Here is a 19,910-nt window from a genome sequence, read left to right on the forward strand (position 1 = left end):
CTCCTTACGCTTCACACCCTTTATCAACCGGCAATTCCAGATAGGCAACCAGGCCTTCTTTTGTCGCTTGATCCGGCATCCCAGTTGTTGCAAGACCCGCCTTTTTGACTGCCGCCTGAGTTTGTAGGCCCATGCTGACAACCTGCATTTCTTTTAAAAGAGATATACTATCGAGCCCGCATTCACTTAAAGCATCGACAAATGGTGCAACCGATGAACTGCTAGGGAACACCACTGTATTTACATCCGCTTCTTCGTGCATACGTTTAAAAATAGGCAGGAATTGTAAGTCTAGTTCTTTTTGGCTTGTAACCATCATTTCAGCCTTCACAAAGCCTTTCTTCAAGATACTCGCATCACCGACAATAAGCATATCTTCTGAATCGACCATCTCTTCTGTGAATTTAGCTAAAAATCCGCGGTCCTTTAATGCCTTCAACGATTTAATGGAAGCACCGAAAAAGTCTGCTCTAATGCTCCGAATATCGATTTCCTGCTCTACCACAGCCTTAAAAAATTCCGCTACACTTTCAGGTGAAGCAAATACAATTTTTTCATATGCAGTAATAGTTGTTAGGTCTAGCGGCATGGGCGTCTTTTTCCATTTCGGAAACTCAATGACATCTGCTCCATGAGTCATTAATTCACTAGCTAATTCACTAGGGCTGGCACTCGTTCTTGCAAGCAGGATTTGCCGTCCGTATAACGGCTTTTTCTCGAACCAACTTATTTTTTCACGAAGAGAAATGACTTCCCCCACTAAAATAATTGCTGGGTTACTGAATTTGGCTTCCAAGACCTTTTCCGAAATGTCCGCTAGTGTTCCTTTTAGTGTCTTTTGACGGCCAAATGTTCCCCATTGGATCAATATAACAGGTGTCGTTGCTGGCTTTCCATGGGTCATGAGATTCTCACAGATAAATGGTAAATTTCCAACTCCCATGTAAAAAGCAATCGTATCCACACCACGAGCAAGACCTTCCCAGTCGAGCTTAGGCTTGCCGTTTTGAGACTTATCGTGGGCAGTCACAACAGCAAAGGACTCTGCATGTTCACGGTGTGTTACTGGAATTCCAGCATACAGGGGGGCTGCTATCCCTGATGAAATGCCAGGGACGATTTCAAAGGGTATTTGATATTGGGCCAGGGCTGCCGCTTCTTCTCCGACTCTGCCAAACACACCAGGGTCGCCGCCTTTTAAGCGGACTACCATTTTACCTTCCAGCGCCTTTTCCACTAAAAGATCATTGATGTTCTCTTGGCGCAAAATATGGCGGTCAGGTAATTTCCCACAATAAATGAGTTCGCAATCTCCCGGAGCAAACTCTAACAGTTTAGGATTTGCAAGCCGGTCATATAGAATAACTTCGGCTTGCTTGATTGCTTCCAACCCTTTAACCGTTATTAAGCCAACATCCCCTGGCCCTGCTCCTACTAAAAACACTTTCCCCTTCTTCATCCTGCAGCCATCCTTCCGCTATGCTTTGTTGGGGACAGTCCCCTGCTGCTTTAAAGCAGCGGGGGACTGTCCCCACCTTTTTATACTATGATGAACACAATATCTTCTTTTATTTCTACTTTAAAGGTTTTTACTTGACCTTCGTCTGGTGCCTGAACCCTTCCATCCACTAATGAAATTTTCCAATCGTAAACTGGGCAATATACATAGTCCCCGCTGACCATCCCTTCGGAAAGGACTCCACCCTTCGGATGGGGACTGCGATTTTCAAGTGCATAGACACCGCCGTTTGATACTTTAAATAGAGCAATTTCTTGATTATCGATTTTTATGGAATACCCTGTTCTACCCTTCAGATTGGAGTAGTGTACGACTGGAATGCGAGTTAGTGTTTCAATCATTTGAATTCACTCCCAACTGTGATCATACGTTTTGCATAATATTTATCTTGGATTTCTTCACTTTGAATCGCTTCGTTCCAAGGCTCAATATACTTTCTCAATGTCTGATCCATTCGCTCATTTAAGGCTTTTCGTGTCGCTTCATCAGCCAATACTTCCTTTACATGCTCTAAGCTCATTCGTTCTACCCATTTAGACGTCCGCTCCAGGTAGTTGGCTGTTTCACGGTAGTATTGCAGGTAAGCACCTGTCATTTCCATAACCTCTTCCTGCGTTTTCATCGTACACAGCAGGTCACCAGGGCGAAGGTCTACCCCACCGTTTCCAGCCACATAAATCTCCCAACCGCCGTCGATTCCTACGAAACCAATGTCCTTGATTCCTGCTTCGGAACAGTTTCTTGGGCAGGCTGACACCCCCATTTTTACTTTATGAGGTGTATCAAGGCGTTCGAATTTCTTCTCCAATTCGATGCCAAGAGCCATGGAATCTTGGGTACCATACCTGCAGAACTGAGCACCAACACAGGTTTTAACAGTTCGCAATGTTTTTCCGTATGCATATCCTGACGGCATATCAAGCTCTTCCCACATCTGTGGCAGGTCTTCTTTTTTCACACCGAACAATCCAATCCGCTGTCCACCCGTTAATTTTACTAATGGTACATCGTATTTTTCAGCTACTTCCGCAATTTTTTTCAAATCAGCCGCTGTTGTGACCCCACCGTACATTCTTGGTACAACGGAATATGTCCCATCCTTCTGTATGTTCGCATGCATTTTCTCATTCACCAATCGGGAATCACGGTCATCTTTATATTCATCCATATGAATCATGCCAAGGTAATAGTTAATGGCCGGGCGACATTTTGTACAGCCTTCTTCATTGTTCCATTCCAGCACGTTCATAACTTCTTTCACGCTAGTTAAGCCTTTAACCTTAATCTCTTCCACCAATTCCTCACGGCTTATGGTTGTACAGCTGCAAATGCTTGTCTTTTGGGCAGCCGCCGCATCGAATTGGTCACCGAGTGTATAGGCAAGGATGTTGCTGACCATTGGTTTACAGCGTCCGCAAGAGCGGCCGGCATTTGTACAATGACTCACTTGATCCAGTGTGGTTAATCCTTGGGTTTTGATGGCTTCCACAATCGCACCTTTTGTGACACCATTACAGCCGCAAACCAATTCATCATTTGGCATGGAAGCAACATCATCGCTTCCTCCTTCACCGGTACATTCCGATTGCAACACCGAAATGCTCGTCATTCCACTAATATCTTCTTTTTTCGTTAACATTCGGTATAACTTCGTGCTATCCTTCGTATCTCCATATAATACCACACCAACAATGACGTTGTTTCTTGTTAAAATCTTTTTATAGACGCCGTCATATTCGTTGTAAACCATAATGGATTTGGTCGATCCATCTTCAAAAATCTCTCCGGCAGAGAATAGATCCACACCAGCAACCTTTAATTGTGTTCCTGTAACAGACCCTTGATACGGTTCACCTACATTTCCACAAATCCGGCTTGCCAGTACTTTTCCTTGTTCATAGAGTGGAGCAACCAATCCATAAACAATTTCTCTATGCTCGGCACACTCACCAACTGCGTACACATTTGGCACGCTAGTTTCCATGAAATCATTCACGACAATTCCGCGATTCACGTAAATGCCGCTGTCCCTCGCTACCTGTGTATTCGATTTAATCCCAATGGCCATAACGACAAGGTCTGCTTCTACCTCGGAGCCATCTTTAAAACGAAGGCCTTTGACCTGTTCATCCCCAAGGATTTCGACTGTTTCTTTTTCCATCAAGAAGTTCATGCCCTGTGACTCCAGCTCCGTTTTCAGTAGGGAGGAGGCAATCGGATCCAACTGGCGCTCCATTAAGTTCGGCATAAGATGAACCACATCCACCTGCATGCCTAAGTTAAGTAGTCCTCTTGCAGCTTCCAGTCCGAGCAGCCCACCTCCAATGACGACTGCCTTTTTGTATTGCTTTGCCGACTTGATCATCGTTTCACAATCTTTGATATCACGAAATCCGGTGACACCGATTTTGTCTGCACCTGGAATCGGTAGAATGAAAGAATTCGATCCTGTTGCAATAATTAACTCATCATATTCTACAATCCTGCCTTGCTCAGAAATCACACGTTTTTGTTCTACATCGATTTTTGTTACCGCATCACCTGTAAATAGCTCAATATTGTTCTCTTTATACCAATCTAGCGGATTGATAATAATATCTTCAAAGTTGGTATCTCCCTGAAGGATATTGGATAGCTTTATCCGATTGTAGTTTGGGTATGGTTCTTGTCCAAAAATAGTTATCTCAAATTGCTCAGGTGATACTTTGAGTATTTCTTCGATCGTTCTTACACCAGCCATTCCGTTTCCGATCATCACTAATTTTTTCATCGTGGGTCGCTCCCTATATATTGAATTCTTAATGTTAGTTAGTAAGGTTTTCTTTATAGTTAAATTGTAAATCTCTGCCCATAAAAAAATTGTGACGTTCGTCACTTTTAAAACAATACATGTGAATGATTTCACATTATTGTCATAAACCTCTTTTCGCTAGATAATAATTATAAGATTGGAATAATATGACATGTTGGGGTGTTACATGGGAAAACATACGATTTATAAAAGTGAGGAAGGGAAAGCGGATATACATAGATTCTATGAAAATTATCTAAGAGAATTTAAGATTACTTTCGAACGAGTATATGTAGATACGACATTTGGAAAAACCCATGTGTTAGTGTCGGGTCCTACAGAAGGAAAACCTTTGTTTATTTTTCAGGGAGGAAACTGTATCAATCCCATGACATTATCATGGTTTCAGCCTCTATTTAAAAACTACAGAATTTATGCGCCGGACACCATTGGTCACCCTGGCTTTAGTGAAGAAAATCGGATATCTGCAAGTGATGATAGCTTTGCCCTGTGGACTGCGGAATTAATGAACCATTTTCATATCGAAAAATCAGCCTTTTTAGGGCCCTCCTATGGAGCTGGAATCATTCTTAGAGTTGCTGCGTTTATGCCTGAAAAAATAGCATGTTCGATTTTAATAGCACCAGCAGGGATCCAGCTCGGTTCAAAGGTAGAGATGATTAAAAAAATCCTTGTTCCGTTACTCATTTTTAAAACGAACGGATCCCGAAAGCAGATGAACAAAATAGCAGATTCGATGTCTGATAATAGCATGAGGGAAATAGATAAAGACATCATCGCCAGTATTTTTAAACATGTGAAGCTAGAATCCGAGATGCCTAAGCTCACAGAAAAAAGTGAACTAGTCAACTATCACTCTCCCACCATGATTATTACTGGCAGGAAAGACGTGTTCTTTCCTGATGACAGGATACAAAAAAAGGCGAAGGACATCCTCCCAAATCTAATAAACTACCACGCATACGATATGGGACATTTCCCCTCTAAAGAATATTTAGCAAAAATCAACAAAGAAATCGAAGACTTTTTACATTTACATTATTAATATTTTCAAATATTAATAATGCTAACAGATTCCGTATCCTATCGTAAAAAGGGAATTTACACCTAAAAATGCAAATCAAATAGCACAGTTGGAAATGAAATGAACTGCGCTATTTCCTGTATTTATTACGAACCTTCGTCAACTAATGACTCACAATATGCATAGTTAAAGAGTTATGGTCACATGAGGCTTGCTGAAGTGACTCGTTCCCCCGCTACCAACTAGTACGTAACCATTTTTCGGGAACACTACAAGTCTAGTTGAACTATCAGAAAGTAAAATTTCCACTTCGGAGTTATCTTTCAAAGCGGTATATTTGACATAGCCTGTTGAAGTGATAGTTGTCTTCCAGTTATTATCAAACTCTGCCCTTAAAACACGGTTTGAATATGTTTGATTTGTTAATGTCTTTGATGGTGTTTTAGACTTTGGTTTTGAATTTTTCATTTTCATCTCCCCTCCTTTGTGTACGCGAGCATTATTTTGCTCCCCATATTTTATTCACTATTACTAACTTGAAATTGGACAAGAATCACAGCTTTTAAAAATTGTATGTGTGAATCAACAATTACATCTAACATCCATAGCCTATATGCAAAAAAAGACACTTACCATAATTAGTAAGTGCCTAACCAATCGCCTTTTTTAGATTACTTGCTTTTCTTTTTTAAGATTAGATGAGTCCTTAACCATTGAATTCAAAATAGGAACAAGTGCACCAATGATGGCAACGGGAGCTAGTTCCCAAAGTGCTAATGGCGGTGTTATCAGAATTCCTAACTTATGAATGGCAAATAGGGCAAGAAAATAGGCGGCACAACCTATAAGGCCCGACCACCAACTGATATTTTTAAACAATAAAAACACAAGGGGAATAAATAATAGCGTGATTGGAACATAGGATGTCGGATACTCCATCGCCGCAAAAATGCCTTTACCTAAGAATCGCAATCCAATATACAGAGCTGCTGCCATGAAAGGAATCGTAAAATCCCGACAAAATCGAATGATTAAAACAGTTAGCAATGCAACCATTAACACAGAATAGATGGGGTACACCCATTCCGGAATGCCCCCAAATATTTGTGAGGCAGGGTCGGAGATCAAATCTAATATTTCCTGTGAAGCAATGGATTTCCCTTGAATGTACTGGTCATAGGAAATCGCTCCATTTTCCTGCTGCATGTTCGGAAACATAAAGCATTCGAGGAGAAACATCGCAAACCATGTATGCATCGATTTCCAGGTTGGTGCAATATCCCGAGTAAACTTATAATATCCACGCCAAACGCCAAATATCATAATGTCAGTTGCAATATAGTAAACAAAATGCGTGGGACTCCAAGTTGTTAAGTCAATCCCATATGCGATATGATACGTAAAATCTAATGGGATTCCAATTAGGAATAACACATAGCCAATGGTAATTAGGTTCCTTGAAAAGTGGTCCATGTAGTGTGAGCGTCGCCACTCTTTTATTAACAAAAACGCCCCTAAGGCAAAACCAATTGTGTTCACAATATGGGGAATGGAATATTCCTCAAATAAATACTTAAAATGATAGGAGGCATCCCAAGCAGAGCCAATAAATTTTAGTAAAAAAGCAATCACCCATAAACGGTAATATTTCAACTACATCATCTCCTTCCTCACCCTATCCAAGCAAATCAAATATATCCCCGAAGATGGCAATAAGGATATAATTAATTAGCAAAGCTACGCCAAATGCTAATCCTGCTACTCGGACATTTTTCTGAGTAAACAATCTGTACATAAATACAATACCTGATGAAACAACAAAGAGGTTGCAGATGATAAAAGTCCACAGGGTGCTTTCACTATGCTCTACGGTTGTCACATGAAATAAATATAACGGTATCAAATGCTCATACCTCCATCACGGATTTTGACATGGTCCACTCTATCTTACCATTATATTAGACCTTTTTGACTACTCAATTTACATAAAATTCTTGCAATGGTTCAAATAGGTAATTAATAGTAAATAAAGAACCAAACTTAAAAGTAACCCACCATTGGCCAATGGTTGAAAGCAAGACATTTGCTGCAATCCCTCCAGCTATAGTAGGCGAAACTTTTTCTTTTGTTTTTACGCCTTTCTTATCTTGATTTCATCTTACCTTCTTTGTTTTGTTTCCATAATAGCGCTTGAGCTTGATTTTCAACTCGGTCTTAAGACTTAGAAAGGGGCTGTCCCTTAAGTAATTGCTTAAGAGCTGACCCTTTCTACCTTCGGAAGTATTCGCCTACGTAGATGGCATTGATGTTAGTGCTAATGGAGTCTTCATACAGAAAATTCTTGCAATGGTTCAAATAGGTAATGTACAGTAAATGAAGAATGGCTTGAAAGGAGGAGTTCCTTTGAAATATTATATTAGTGCTTTTCTTCTATTATCCGTATTTCTAACTGCATGTAATCCGCTAAAAGTCCCGAAATCTACGATGAATCATAAAATGAGCGCGACACCAACGGATGTGGTACCAACAAAATCCGAGTGGATTTTGGGTGCTGATCCCCCGCAGGCAAAAGTAAAGATACCCATCTCCCTATTAATCAAAGATTCTTCCAATCAGCCGATCAAATCGTTTGAAACGATTCATGAGAAAAAAATGCATTTATTTATAGTGAGCAAGGATTTGGCTTATTTTTCACATATTCATCCGACCTACAAAGAGAATGGTTTGTTTGATTTCACTGCTAGCTTTCCTACCAGAGGAGACTATAAGCTCATTTCCGAGTTTACCCCTAAGGGTGGAGGAGACAGCAGTGTAGAAACTCATTGGCTTCAAATTGAAGGGGAGGAAGGAACGGCTGTTCCTTTAGTTCCTGATAAGGAACTGTCACATGTTGTAGAGGGGAAAAAAGTAGCGCTCTCCTTTGACCATCTAATGGCAGGAAAGACGGTGCACCTTATATTTACGATAAAAGATGCAAAAACGAATAAACCGCTGAAAAATTTACAGCCTTATTTAGGGGCACTAGGTCATACAGTCGCGATAAGCGCCGATGCGGAAAAGTATTTGCATATCCACCCCATGACGACAGAAGGAAGTGGACCCGCCGTAACCTTTATGACCATATTCCCTGAAAAAGGCCTCTATAAAATTTGGGGGCAATTTAAGCACAAAGGAAAAGTTTTCACCGTTCCATTTGTAATAAACGTACCAAAATAGAAAAACCCCTTCTCGTAATGGAGAAGGGGTTTTAACTTGTTGTAAATTAGTACATTTCAGATGTTGTTTTTGCTTGCATGTGAAGTAATAAGTAGTCAGGTCCGCCTGCTTTTGAGTCCGTTCCAGACATGTTGAATCCACCGAATGGTTGGTAGCCAACAATCGCTCCTGTACAAGAACGGTTGAAGTACAGGTTACCTACGTGGAAATCTTCACGAGCCTGCTCTAAGTGAGCACGGTTTTTAGTGATAACAGCTCCTGTTAAGCCATACTCAGTGTTGTTAGCAATTTCAATTGCTTCAGTGAAATCTTTCGCTTTTGTTAAACCAACAACTGGTCCAAAGATTTCTTCCTGCATAATGCGGGAAGTTGGCGTAAGGTCTGCAAAAATAGTCGGTTGGATAAAGTAACCTTTAGAGTTATCTCCTTCGCCGCCAGCCATTAACTTACCTTCGCTCTTTCCAATTTCAATATATTCCATGATTTTCTTGAATGCATTATTATCGTTCACAGGACCCATAAAAGTGCCTTGATCTGTAGGGTCACCCACAGTTAATTCTTTTGTTAATTCAACCACACGGTTCAATACTTGATCGTATACATCTTCAACGATGACAGCACGTGAACATGCAGAACATTTTTGACCAGAGAATCCGAACGCACCTGCAACTATGGATTGTGCGGCAAGCTCAAGATCTGCTTCTGAGTCAACCACAATCGTATCTTTTCCGCCCATTTCTGCAATCAAACGCTTCATCCATACTTGACCTGGGTTCACCTTAGAAGAACGGTCGAAAATACGAAGACCGACATCACGTGAACCTGTAAAGCTGATGAAACGAGTATCTTTATGGTCAACTAAATAGTCGCCTACTTCAGAACCATTACCTGGTACAAAGTTCAAGACGCCTTTAGGAAGACCTGCTTCCTCCATTACTTCTACAAACTTTGCTGCAACCACTGGAGTTGTTGATGCAGGTTTTAATAGTACAGTATTACCGGAAACAATTGCAGCAACAGTTGTACCTGCCATAATCGCTAATGGGAAATTCCATGGGGAAATGATAATTCCCACGCCTAGTGGAATATAGTCATAACGGTTAAATTCATTTGGACGGCTATTAACTGGTACACCATTTTTAAGTGCCAGCATTTGGCGTCCATAATATTCAAGGAAATCGATTGCTTCTGCTGTATCTGCATCTGCTTCTCTCCACGGTTTACCTGCTTCTTTTGTTAAAAGAGCAGAAAACTCATGCTTGCGGCGGCGAATAATAGTCGCTGCTTTAAATAAAACGTCTGCACGTACTTCTGGCTTTACTTTTTTCCATGTTTTAAAAGCTTCTACCGCTGCCTGCATTGCTTGTTCAGCAAGCTCTTGGCTAGCTTTAGACACGCGGCCGATCACTTCTTCTTTATTTGCAGGATTATAGGAAACGATTTTATCTTCCGTTGTGATTCTTTCACCACCGATTACAAGAGCATAATCTTGGCCTAAATAACCTTCAACGGTCTTAAGACCTTGAAGATATGCTTGACGGTTTTCATCAATCGTAAAATCTGTAAATGGCTCGTGCTTATAAGGTTGTACCATTACTTAAACCCTCCTATGTATTAAAACGTTTACATCCACTGTTCATTCTAACATGTTTCATTTCAGGGCTCAATGATTTGAGAACTAGAAAAAAGAGGCGATTAAACGCCTCTTATTGGTAAATATAAACGAACGGTTCAGTGTCATCCGCCTTTTTGACTATGAGTGCTTCCGGACCATCAACTGAGGTTACACTAACAGATACAGATAGGTACTTTGGAAAATGCTCCATTACCAAACCTGTTACATATTGCGTAAAGCCGATCCCTTCTGTTTTACCGTAAAACTGAATAGGAATGGTAATATCTAAATCCTGGAGCTGGTCACCATTATAATAGGCTCTTCCAATGACCCCATTAAAGTTTGGAAAATAATTTTCTACGTCCTGCTTGAAGTTAAGGAAGGCGATGGAATCATCCCGATGATCCTCTTGGGCATCGTTTGAAGGAAATAAGTAATATTTTTCATTTACCTTTTCCCAATCATTTACATTCGCGCTTCCTTTATCAACTGTTGTATAGGTGAAAAACGTACCTGGAACCACCGCAGATTTACTATTTTGTTCAAATAAAGCGATGGTAATAGGAACATCTTTTAGACTCTTAATAGTACGAGTCCGCTTCACCACTTCCTCTGCCAACTTCTTTCCTTCCTTTTCCATTTCAGCAAAAGGAATCTTCTTCTCTAACGTATCTCCACCTTCTGTTAATTTGTAATAGTAGATGGAGTTTAACGCAAGACCAATCGTAACACCAGCAAGAGTTACATTCCCCTTATCATCTTTGGTTAAGTAATCATGTTCTAAAATATGAGCCAAATAGATAGGGGATGAAGGCTCAGCACCAGGAGCAGCCGAATTGACAGGATTTAAGCCAATATTATCTGCCGGCTTCATTTTGTTTTCTTTTAGCTGTGCATCTGTATATTGTCGGTTTAACCATCCTCTGATGGTCTTCCCTTTAATTTCCTGACCTTCACGAAAGTAATACTTCTCTGTATCAAAGCTGTTCTGAGCTATTCTCATCAAGCCCATTTCAAATTCGTTTAAGTCGTATCTTGTATTTATATTATTAACTACCAATCCGCGCGCTTCCCCAGGGACAAATGGTAGGATAGTCCGATAATATTTATTAGAAATATTATACTTTGGTATAATCGCCTTCCCTTTGTCTTTCTCCTTTGTTTGGACCACTTCATTTTGCTTCTGAAAATTGGGTGCACAAGCACTCAGCAAAAAGACAAGGGAAAGAGCGACTATTGAGAGTTTTCTCATTGTCGACACACCTCTTACTTATTTAATTCTTCTACAAGCTTCTCCTCATCCCATACTTCAATTCCTAGTTCTTGTGCCTTGGTTAGTTTGGAGCCGGCATCCTCACCTGCTATCACGAGATGTGTCTTTTTGCTTACACTGCCTGCCACATTTCCACCAAGCGCTTCGATTTTCTCCTTCGCTTCATTGCGTGATAACTGTTCAAGCTTTCCTGTAAGAACGACGGTTTTTCCAGCGAAAATACTATCGGATTCCTCAGCAGAGACTGGCTTTGTCCCTTTGTATTCCAAATTGACACCTACGGCAGCTAATTCTTCCATTAACTCCTTCGCTTCTTCTTGGTCAAAATAGGCAACAATCGAGTCAGCCATTTTATCTCCAATTTCGTTAATCGCAATTAACTCCTCTTTTGAAGCATCGGCTAACTTATTCATCGAACCAAAAACCTGGGCAAGCGTTTTGGCTGCTTTCGCCCCAACATGACGAATACCAAGACCAAATAAAAGTTTTTCAAGAGAATTGCCTTTAGAAGTTTCGATTGCCTTTAACAGATTAGAAACAGATTTTTCACCCATACGTTCTAGAGCTAACAGCTGTTCCTGGGTAAGTTTATAAATATCAGCTACATCACTAATTAATTTCTCCGCAAAAAGCTGACTTATTACTTTTTCTCCAAGGCCATCGATATTCATCGCATTACGAGAGACAAAGTGGATTAGCCCTTCACGAATTTGTGCCGGACATTTCGGGTTGATACAGCGTAAGGCTACTTCACCTTCGAGACGGACCAAGTCACTTTCACATTCCGGACAATGTGTTGGCATATGGAAATCCACTTCATTTCCTGTTCTTTGATCAGCTAACACGTTGACCACTTCAGGAATGATGTCACCTGCTTTTTTCACTACCACTTGATCGCCGATTTTAATATCCTTTTCACGAATCAAATCTTCATTATGGAGTGAAGCACGCTGTACTGTTGTGCCCGCTACTTTAACAGGTGCAAGGATAGCCGTTGGTGTCACTACCCCTGTTCTACCGATGCTTAACTCAATATCTAGCAGAGTGGTGACTACTTCCTCAGCAGGAAACTTGTAAGCAATCGCCCAGCGCGGACTTTTTGCTGTTGTTCCAAGCTCCGCCTGCTGCTCGAGAAAATCCACTTTTATGACAATCCCATCGATTTCATAAGGAAGATGAGGCCGTTTCTCTACCCAGCTGTTTACATACTCTATTACTCCATCAATGGTGGCACATTTTCTTCGTTCTTTATTTGTTTTAAAGCCAAGCTGGTCTAAAAAATCAAGGCCTTCACTATGGGAAACAACCCCGGTTTCACCGACATTGCCAATTCCGTATAAAAACACATCCAGCTTTCTTGAGGCAGCAATTTTGGGATCGAGCTGTCTTAAGGAGCCTGCTGCAGCATTTCTGGGATTAGCGAACAATTCCTCGCCGCGCTCCGCCCTCTTCTCATTCAAAGCTTCAAACGAACGCTTCGGCATATAGGCTTCCCCGCGCACCTCGAGTGAAACATTTTCCCGTAGACGAAGCGGAATCGATTGAATCGTCTTTAAATTAGCAGTGATATCCTCACCAATGGTTCCATCCCCACGGGTTGCCCCTTGAATGAACAAACCATTTTCATAGCGTAACGAAACAGCAAGGCCGTCAATTTTCAATTCACAGACGTAGGAAAAGTCGTCTCCTACAGCCTGACGAATCCTGCGGTCAAAATCCTTTAAGTCTTGATCATTAAAGGCATTACCTAAGCTTAGCATCGGTGTACGGTGCTCCACCTTCTCAAATACGTCAAGAACCACACCACCTACACGCACCGAAGGAGAGTCTGGAGTCTTTAACTCTGGGAACTTTTCCTCTAGCTCTAAAAGCTCCTGCATTAGCCTGTCATATTCAGCATCTGGCACAGATGGTTGATCTAGCACATAGTATTCATAGCCATATTGATTTAATAAGTTTCTTACTTCCGTGATTTTCTGTTCAGCCATTAGAAGGTCCATATATCCAGCCCTTTCATAAAGGTATTCCACTCATGGATTATAGCATGAAGGATTATGCTTTTTTAATTGGTGCAAATTTAGCTAATAGGCGTTTGATACCTACTGGGCTTGGAAACGCAATATCAAGTTCTGTTCCCTCTCCCTGCCCTTTAACACTTACAACCGTTCCAATTCCCCACTTACCATGTTCTGCTTTATCGCCAACCTTCCAGCCGACATCCTCTCCGCCAGAAGCAGCTGAAACTGGACGCATCACTGGTTTTCTTGGGGTAGTTGGTGTACTAAATGTACTTTTTGCTTGTCCAAAGGAAGACCCTGAGCCTCCAAAACTTCTACCTCCGCCAGAATTAAATGGCGTATTCATACGTTTCTCCGGCTCTACTCCTTCAATTAGATCCTCCGGAATTTCAGCGATAAACCTTGATGCAGGGTTCATATTTGTTCTACCGAATAATGTTCTCATTTGAGCGTTGGTTATAAATAGGCTCTTCTCTGCTCTTGTGATTCCGACGTAGGCAAGACGGCGCTCTTCTTCCATCTCCGCTTCTTCCATAAGAGAGCGGCTATGCGGGAATACACCTTCTTCAAGGCCAATGAGGAAAACCACTGGGAATTCCAAGCCTTTTGCAGAGTGCAAGGTCATAAGTGTGATGGTATCAGCCTTTTCACCATCCTCATCTAGTGAATCAATATCAGCAACAAGTGCCAAATCCGTTAAGAATGCAACCAAGCTTCTATCCTCACTAGAATCCTCGAAGTTTTTCGTAACGGATAATAATTCCTCAAGGTTTTCAAGACGGCTTTGTGCTTCAAGTGACTTTTCCGCCTTCAGCATTTCTCGATATCCAGTCTTATCCAGGATTTCTTCCACTAATTCTGTTACAGAAAGGAATTCCTGCATATTCGTGTAATTTTTAATTAAATCACGGAACTCTCTTGCTGCCTTGGTGATTTTCGGACTTAAGCCAATTAATTCAATCGAGTCTAACGCTTGGTATAAGGAAAGGTCATGCATCGCTGCAAAATCGGCAATTTTATCAAGCGAAGTGGAGCCGATTCCACGTTTCGGCACGTTAATGACACGCTGTAAGCTGATGTCATCGTCTGGGTTTGAAATCAGACGTAAATAAGCGAGCATGTCCTTAATTTCTTTTCTGTCATAGAACTTAATGCCGCCGACAATGCTATATTCAATATTGGATTTCAGCAGCACTTCCTCCATTACACGGGATTGTGCGTTGGTACGATAGAGAATCGCAATATCTGACAGCTTCACATTCTGATCTCTTGTTAGTTCTTTAATTTTCCCCGCAACAAACTGCGCTTCTCCCTGTTCACTATCTGCACGGAAATAAACTAGCTTGTTTCCTTCCGGGTTTTCTGTCCACAGGTTTTTCGCTCTGCGGTTCATATTGTTTTCTATTACCTTGTTGGCTGCAAGAAGAATTCTCTTGGTTGAACGATAGTTTTGCTCTAGTAAAATAACCGTTGCATTCGGATAGTCCTTTTCAAAGGAAAGGATATTGGCAATATCCGCTCCCCTCCACTTATAGATGGACTGGTCTGAATCCCCTACGACACACAGGTTTTTAAAACGATTAGCCAATAGTTTAACAAGCATATACTGGGCCCTATTCGTATCCTGGTACTCATCCACGTGTATATATTGGAATTTCCGCTGATAAAATTCAAGCACTTCCGGTACACGAGTAAACAATTGAATCGTCATCATAATTAAATCATCAAAATCAAGTGCTTGATTTTTACGTAACCGTTTTTGGTATTCTTCATATACATCACTGACCACTTGTTCAAAATACCCGCCTGCCGTCTTTTTAAACTCTTCTGGGTCAATGAGTTCATTTTTAGCCGAGCTAATTGAGCCCAGAATCGCACGAGGGTCAAATTTTTTCGGGTCAATGTTTTTTTCTTTCAAGATCCCTTTTACTACGGATTGTTGGTCTGTTGTATCAAGAATAGTAAAATTGCGGTTAAAGCCCATGCGGTCAATATCTCTGCGCAGAATTCTTACGCACATGGAGTGAAAGGTAGAAATCCATATTTCTTCAGCGGCACCACCCATCATTTTTCCGATACGTTCTTTCATCTCTCTTGCCGCTTTATTCGTGAAGGTAATTGCTAAAATATTATAAGGATTGACGCGCTTTTCTACTATTAAGTAACCGATTCGATGCGTTAGTACTCTTGTTTTACCACTTCCGGCACCTGCCATTAAAAGAAGTGGTCCGTCTGTTGCTTTCACGGCATTCTGTTGTTCCGGGTTCAGCCCGTTTAATAGCTTGTCTGTTAAAAATTGCATTCTATCCACCACCATCTACAAACATTTGTTCTTATTTTTATCATATCGTTAATTTTGCTCTGAAGCAAATATCTATTAGACACTTTTTACGGTTTCCAAAGCTTGATCAAAATTGTCATAAATGACATTTCCGACTACAATGACATCGGCATGCTTGGCCATTTCAACTGCCTGTTCGGCGGTAGTGATTCCCCCACCATAAAATAACGTAGTTTGTTCAAGAACCTTTTTAACTTCCGCTACTACAGCAGGATCCCCATATTTGCCGCTATATTCTAAATAGAAGATTGGTAGCTGAAACATTTTTTCTGCCATCATTGCATAGGCCTTAACATCCTCGGTTGTTAATTGAGCGTTGGCTGATGTCAGTTTAGCCGCTTTACATTCTTCGTTTAAAATACAGTACCCTTCCATAGCGAATTCTTCCCAATCCATGATTTCACCATATTCTTTAACTGCTTGATGATGCAACCCGGTAATCCAGTTTGGATCATTGCTATTTAAAATGGTCGGTACAAAATAAAGGTCAAAACCTGGTGTAACCGTATTGATACTTGAAACTTCAAGGACACATGGAACCGTATAACGGCGAATTCTTGCCATTAGATCAAGAACGTTCTCGAGTGTTACTCCATCCGTTCCTCCTACAATCACTGCATCAGTACCAGACTCACAAATTTTTTCCAATTGCTCGTCTGTTATTTCTTTATTCGGATCGAGTTTAAAGACATGCCGCCACTCGCGAAAATCATACATCCCAAAGATCCTCCCATTCAGTAATCCATTACACCATTATAGCATTTGCCCTTTCGATAAAAAAAGAAAACAGTGATAGTAATTATAGAAATGATATCCAAAAAGAAAAACCGAAGATTATTCTCTCCGGTTTGTTTATTCCTTTATTGTTTTACTATTTTCATCTTTAATGCGTTCAAGGACCATTTCGTACGTATCGTTTCCAAAGTTTAAGCAGCGCTTCACACGTGAAATCGTTGCTGTGCTTGCACCTGTTTCTGTTTCAATCTTGTGATACGTATTTCCTTCACGCAGCATTCTCGCTACATCCAAACGTTGTGCTAACGATTGAATCTCATTGATTGTGCACAAGTCATCAAAAAAGCGATAGCATTCTTCCAAATCCTTTAATGAAAGAACTGATTGGAACAACTGGTCAAGCTCTTTTCCACGTAATTTATTAATTTGCATATTGTTTACCCCTTTAAGATAAAATGTTTATTTGACGTTAAAAGAAACACTAGTTTCCATTCCAGGAGTTGTTGGGACCACATTGACCCAAGTCTTTCCTTGAACCAAAGGAACCTCTTTCCCATTTTTCATGGGAACAATTAGTCCATTCCGATTAGCCCATTCTTCTACTTCGTTCACCTTCCCCATTTGGATGAGATAGGCTCTTCCTCCTGACTGCAGGTCAATATCCCTTCGGCCATAGGAATCAATGATTTTATGAACGGCTTCAATAATAAGTACATTATCTAGTAAAACTGGTTCATTGGTGTCTAAATCAACGGTTTGCTCCCCACCTGAGAAGCGCTTATATTTGCCAACAGTACTGTCGAATTCCAATACAGAGTCCGAAATCCCACCCTTTGAATACGTAATCTTCACCGATGTGGCTTCATTCCCAGTTACATTTTTTCTCTCATCTTCAGATATAAATGTAAAACTCGGGGGACTTTTTTCCATCGAATATTTTTTCTGCTCAGCGCCTTTTAGAATATTATCATACGTAATATAGGAGTTGTGAGGTGCTTTTCGGGTTTTGGATCGCTTAAACAGGGTACCATCATAAACCATTCCGTTTAAATTATCCACAACATTTCCTTCCAGCATCTTCTTTGCCTCTTCACTCCAGCCATGAGCTACATAAAGAGCATTCAGTCCTTTGGCAAGATTAACATAATAATCCCGCGCACTGCGGACAGGTCCGATATTTTCCGGCTTTTCACTTTGAAAAACGGCAAGGAAGCGAGTAATATCACCCTCTGCAAGCACCTCATACACCACATCCGCCTTATTTAAACCTGATTGTGGTCTGGCTTTCGGATGATTATTTACCATAACAGCAACCGCTCTTCCATCCGTTTCGGTTGTAGACCCAACGCCTGTTAATGGATAATAATAAGGGTATTCCTGCTTCTCTTGCTCTTTGTTTTCTACTTTTTCAACCACTTTTTCTTTCTTAACTGGTTCTTGTACTTTTTCTTTTTCCTTATTACTGCAGCCTGAGAACAGTAACAGGATAGCTGCCATGGCAACAGCCCATTTTTTCATGTATAGAACACCCCTATTTTACTTTCACACTTTAACTCTTTACTTATTTACAGTTTAACGCATTATCGAAGGAAAGAGTACTGTTTTGTTCATCACATCATACATTCCTTGCTGAGTAATGCGAATATACGGCAAATGGGTGGAAGAAAAGAACAGCAGACTATAAATCGGGTCGGAGAAAGAGTAGCCTCTATCCTTTAAAACTGAGAATAATCCCTTTTCCTGCTGCATTAACTCTTCCATCGGAAGGTCTGACATAACTCCGCTTAGATAAAGCGGCAGCTCACAAACCACGTTATCTTCCTCTACCACCACTATGCCTCCGCCTAATTCTTTCATTCTATTAAAAGCATGAAGCATATCTTGTTTATTTTTTCCTATTAAAATAATGTCCCCCGTATTAGAAAACGAGCTTGCTAAAGCGGACAACTTCGTTGCAAAGCCTTTTAATAGGGTGTTAATTCTCCATTTTCCTTTACGGTCAATTAAAGTAAAAAAGCACTCGTCGTGATCTGGTGGAAGTTCATCTCCTGAGACATCAATGGAGATGGAGTATGGTTTTGTAATCACGGAGTTTTCCATTTTAATTCCGAACGGCATCGAATACTGTAAATCATCCATGGATAACTCCCAATCTAGCTCCATTGGCTTCAAGCCGTAATCCTTCCAATCCACTCCAGGATACGCCTCTTCCACCTTCACACCATCACGTTTTACCCATTTTCCTTTTGCTAAAACAGATACAGGCGTTGGATTTTCAATACTTGATAGGAAGTTAATATTAGCCACTCGGCCTGTGGCAATATTCCCATATAAATGATCGATATTATAATATCTTGCTATATTAACAGTTGCCATATTATACGCATCAATAATGGGCACGCCTTTTTCAATCGCCATTCGAATCATGTGATCCGTGATTCCTTGTTCATAAAAGGCAGAAGATGAGCCATCTGTATTAAATAGTAATCTATCATACGCCTCAATGCCTAAACGCTTCATATCGTCCAATAGTTGCGGAAGATCTGGGCGAATAGAGGAATACCTTAAGGAAACCATATAGCCTTGCATTAAGCGACTATAAACCTCTTCTCCCGTCATGGCTTCATGATCACAATCTGCACCTAGCAGCATCATTTTCGCTAACGTTTTTTCAGACGCACCTGGAAAATGACCTTCGATCTTTTTGCGCATTCTTTTCGTTTCCTGAATCCAATGAAGCATCATATCGTCGCCATCAAGCAATTTTGGCCATCCGGTCAGTTCTCCACCTTGGAGTACAGCATCATGCTCGAGCCACGATTTAATATTACTATGCGAAAATTTTTCCTCTTCATTCAGGATTTCTGTTTGTGAATCAAAGCGGCACCACCAAAACATGGTTGAGGGAATTGTGCGGAGATCACGCAACAATGAAAACGCTTCCCTTTTTTTCAAATTTAAAATAAGTGCCATATTATCGTTAATTAATGTTGTCGTCCCAAACTGCGATGCATAGGCCGCAAATGTTAGGGGATTATATAATTGAAACGGATGCGCATGTGGTTCAATATAGCCTGGAACTAAAATCTCATTTGTGCAATCAATGATTTCACATTTTTCGTCCAAATGTGCAGGCAGGTTTTCGCCGACATAGACAATTCGATCGTCGTAAATCCATATATTCGCTCTCATCCATTGACGGAACGTCTGATTTAAAAATAAGGCGTTTTTCAATAGGATTGTTGGAGAAGTTTTCCCATCTAAAACGGATACATGCATGCGTAAGTTTTTGTTTTTCCAGCGGTAGCGTTGTTCTAGCATACCATATCCCTCCCTTTTCAAACAAACTATATCTAT

At 40.8% G+C, this 19,910-nt stretch carries 16 protein-coding genes; 2 read left to right on the plus strand and 14 right to left on the minus strand.

The window, feature by feature from the left end; translation table 11 throughout:
* Positions 1 to 4: 4 nt before the first annotated feature.
* From cobA to nirB, 3 genes are all read right to left on the minus strand, one after another.
* Positions 5 to 1,459, minus strand: coding sequence for a uroporphyrinogen-III C-methyltransferase (cobA, locus tag RCG25_RS24385; protein ID WP_308081388.1), 1,455 nt, complete (start codon positions 1,457 to 1,459; stop codon positions 5 to 7).
* 80 nt (positions 1,460 to 1,539) lie between these two features.
* Complete coding sequence (gene nirD, locus RCG25_RS24390; RefSeq protein ID WP_308081389.1) at positions 1,540 to 1,860, minus strand: nitrite reductase small subunit NirD; 321 nt, start codon at positions 1,858 to 1,860, stop codon at positions 1,540 to 1,542.
* Complete coding sequence (gene nirB, locus RCG25_RS24395) at positions 1,857 to 4,289, minus strand: nitrite reductase large subunit NirB (protein WP_308081390.1); 2,433 nt, start codon at positions 4,287 to 4,289, stop codon at positions 1,857 to 1,859. The genes nirD and nirB overlap by 4 nt, the downstream gene beginning before the upstream one ends.
* Before the next feature lie 208 nt (positions 4,290 to 4,497).
* On the opposite strand from nirB, the gene RCG25_RS24400 reads away from it, so the two are divergent.
* Entirely contained in the window at positions 4,498 to 5,376 is an 879-nt protein-coding gene (locus RCG25_RS24400) for an alpha/beta fold hydrolase (protein ID WP_308081391.1), read from the plus strand.
* A gap of 165 nt (positions 5,377 to 5,541) precedes the next feature.
* On the opposite strand, the gene RCG25_RS24405 is transcribed toward RCG25_RS24400, so the two are convergent.
* The 3 genes from RCG25_RS24405 to RCG25_RS24415 form a co-directional block, all read right to left on the minus strand.
* Positions 5,542 to 5,823, minus strand: a complete 282-nt coding sequence (locus RCG25_RS24405; RefSeq protein WP_308081392.1) for a hypothetical protein — start codon at positions 5,821 to 5,823, stop codon at positions 5,542 to 5,544.
* Between the two features lie 198 nt (positions 5,824 to 6,021).
* Complete coding sequence (locus tag RCG25_RS24410; RefSeq protein WP_308081393.1) at positions 6,022 to 7,008, minus strand: hypothetical protein; 987 nt, start codon at positions 7,006 to 7,008, stop codon at positions 6,022 to 6,024.
* Between the two features lie 22 nt (positions 7,009 to 7,030).
* Complete coding sequence (locus tag RCG25_RS24415) at positions 7,031 to 7,258, minus strand: hypothetical protein (RefSeq protein ID WP_308081394.1); 228 nt, start codon at positions 7,256 to 7,258, stop codon at positions 7,031 to 7,033.
* 500 nt (positions 7,259 to 7,758) lie between these two features.
* Here RCG25_RS24415 and RCG25_RS24420 point away from each other — a divergent pair, with 500 nt between their 5' ends.
* Entirely contained in the window at positions 7,759 to 8,571 is an 813-nt protein-coding gene (locus RCG25_RS24420; protein ID WP_308081395.1) for a DUF8832 domain-containing protein, read from the plus strand.
* 46 nt (positions 8,572 to 8,617) lie between these two features.
* On the opposite strand, the gene pruA is transcribed toward RCG25_RS24420, so the two are convergent.
* The 8 genes from pruA to RCG25_RS24460 form a co-directional block, all read right to left on the minus strand.
* Positions 8,618 to 10,165 (minus strand): L-glutamate gamma-semialdehyde dehydrogenase, encoded by a 1,548-nt coding sequence (gene pruA, locus RCG25_RS24425; protein WP_308081396.1) that lies wholly within the window; start codon positions 10,163 to 10,165, stop codon positions 8,618 to 8,620.
* Between the two features lie 112 nt (positions 10,166 to 10,277).
* Positions 10,278 to 11,438, minus strand: a complete 1,161-nt coding sequence (locus RCG25_RS24430) for a CamS family sex pheromone protein (protein WP_308081397.1) — start codon at positions 11,436 to 11,438, stop codon at positions 10,278 to 10,280.
* 14 nt (positions 11,439 to 11,452) lie between these two features.
* Positions 11,453 to 13,459 (minus strand): NAD-dependent DNA ligase LigA, encoded by a 2,007-nt coding sequence (gene ligA / locus RCG25_RS24435; RefSeq protein WP_308081398.1) that lies wholly within the window; start codon positions 13,457 to 13,459, stop codon positions 11,453 to 11,455.
* Between the two features lie 52 nt (positions 13,460 to 13,511).
* The gene (gene pcrA, locus RCG25_RS24440) at positions 13,512 to 15,779 is read right to left on the minus strand and encodes a DNA helicase PcrA (RefSeq protein ID WP_308081399.1); all 2,268 of its coding nucleotides are present in this window, start codon (positions 15,777 to 15,779) and stop codon (positions 13,512 to 13,514) included.
* Between the two features lie 75 nt (positions 15,780 to 15,854).
* Positions 15,855 to 16,535 (minus strand): heptaprenylglyceryl phosphate synthase, encoded by a 681-nt coding sequence (locus tag RCG25_RS24445; RefSeq protein WP_308081400.1) that lies wholly within the window; start codon positions 16,533 to 16,535, stop codon positions 15,855 to 15,857.
* 135 nt (positions 16,536 to 16,670) lie between these two features.
* Positions 16,671 to 16,985 carry a YerC/YecD family TrpR-related protein gene (locus tag RCG25_RS24450; RefSeq protein WP_308081401.1) on the minus strand — a complete coding sequence of 105 codons (315 nt, stop codon included), beginning with the start codon at positions 16,983 to 16,985 and terminating at the stop codon, positions 16,671 to 16,673.
* 27 nt (positions 16,986 to 17,012) lie between these two features.
* A complete protein-coding gene (locus tag RCG25_RS24455) occupies positions 17,013 to 18,071 on the minus strand; it encodes a DUF3048 domain-containing protein (RefSeq protein WP_308081402.1) in 1,059 nt (352 codons plus the stop codon).
* A gap of 54 nt (positions 18,072 to 18,125) precedes the next feature.
* The gene (locus RCG25_RS24460) at positions 18,126 to 19,874 is read right to left on the minus strand and encodes an adenine deaminase C-terminal domain-containing protein (protein WP_308081404.1); all 1,749 of its coding nucleotides are present in this window, start codon (positions 19,872 to 19,874) and stop codon (positions 18,126 to 18,128) included.
* Positions 19,875 to 19,910 lie beyond the last annotated feature (36 nt).

This window comes from Neobacillus sp. PS2-9 (genome assembly GCF_030915525.1).
Classification (GTDB): Bacteria; Bacillota; Bacilli; order Bacillales; family Cytobacillaceae; genus Neobacillus.

Coding starts and splice junctions, on each gene's coding strand:
- pcrA (WP_308081399.1), bottom strand. CDS start 15,779: ATGCAATTTTTAACAGACAAGCTATTAAACGGGCTGAACCCGGAACAA.
- RCG25_RS24405 (WP_308081392.1), bottom strand. CDS start 5,823: ATGAAAAATTCAAAACCAAAGTCTAAAACACCATCAAAGACATTAACA.
- RCG25_RS24450 (WP_308081401.1), bottom strand. CDS start 16,985: ATGCAAATTAATAAATTACGTGGAAAAGAGCTTGACCAGTTGTTCCAA.
- nirB (WP_308081390.1), bottom strand. CDS start 4,289: ATGAAAAAATTAGTGATGATCGGAAACGGAATGGCTGGTGTAAGAACG.
- pruA (WP_308081396.1), bottom strand. CDS start 10,165: ATGGTACAACCTTATAAGCACGAGCCATTTACAGATTTTACGATTGAT.
- nirD (WP_308081389.1), bottom strand. CDS start 1,860: ATGATTGAAACACTAACTCGCATTCCAGTCGTACACTACTCCAATCTG.
- cobA (WP_308081388.1), bottom strand. CDS start 1,459: ATGAAGAAGGGGAAAGTGTTTTTAGTAGGAGCAGGGCCAGGGGATGTT.
- ligA (WP_308081398.1), bottom strand. CDS start 13,459: ATGGACCTTCTAATGGCTGAACAGAAAATCACGGAAGTAAGAAACTTA.
- RCG25_RS24445 (WP_308081400.1), bottom strand. CDS start 16,535: ATGTATGATTTTCGCGAGTGGCGGCATGTCTTTAAACTCGATCCGAAT.
- RCG25_RS24430 (WP_308081397.1), bottom strand. CDS start 11,438: ATGAGAAAACTCTCAATAGTCGCTCTTTCCCTTGTCTTTTTGCTGAGT.
- RCG25_RS24400 (WP_308081391.1), top strand. CDS start 4,498: ATGGGAAAACATACGATTTATAAAAGTGAGGAAGGGAAAGCGGATATA.
- RCG25_RS24460 (WP_308081404.1), bottom strand. CDS start 19,874: ATGCTAGAACAACGCTACCGCTGGAAAAACAAAAACTTACGCATGCAT.
- RCG25_RS24455 (WP_308081402.1), bottom strand. CDS start 18,071: ATGAAAAAATGGGCTGTTGCCATGGCAGCTATCCTGTTACTGTTCTCA.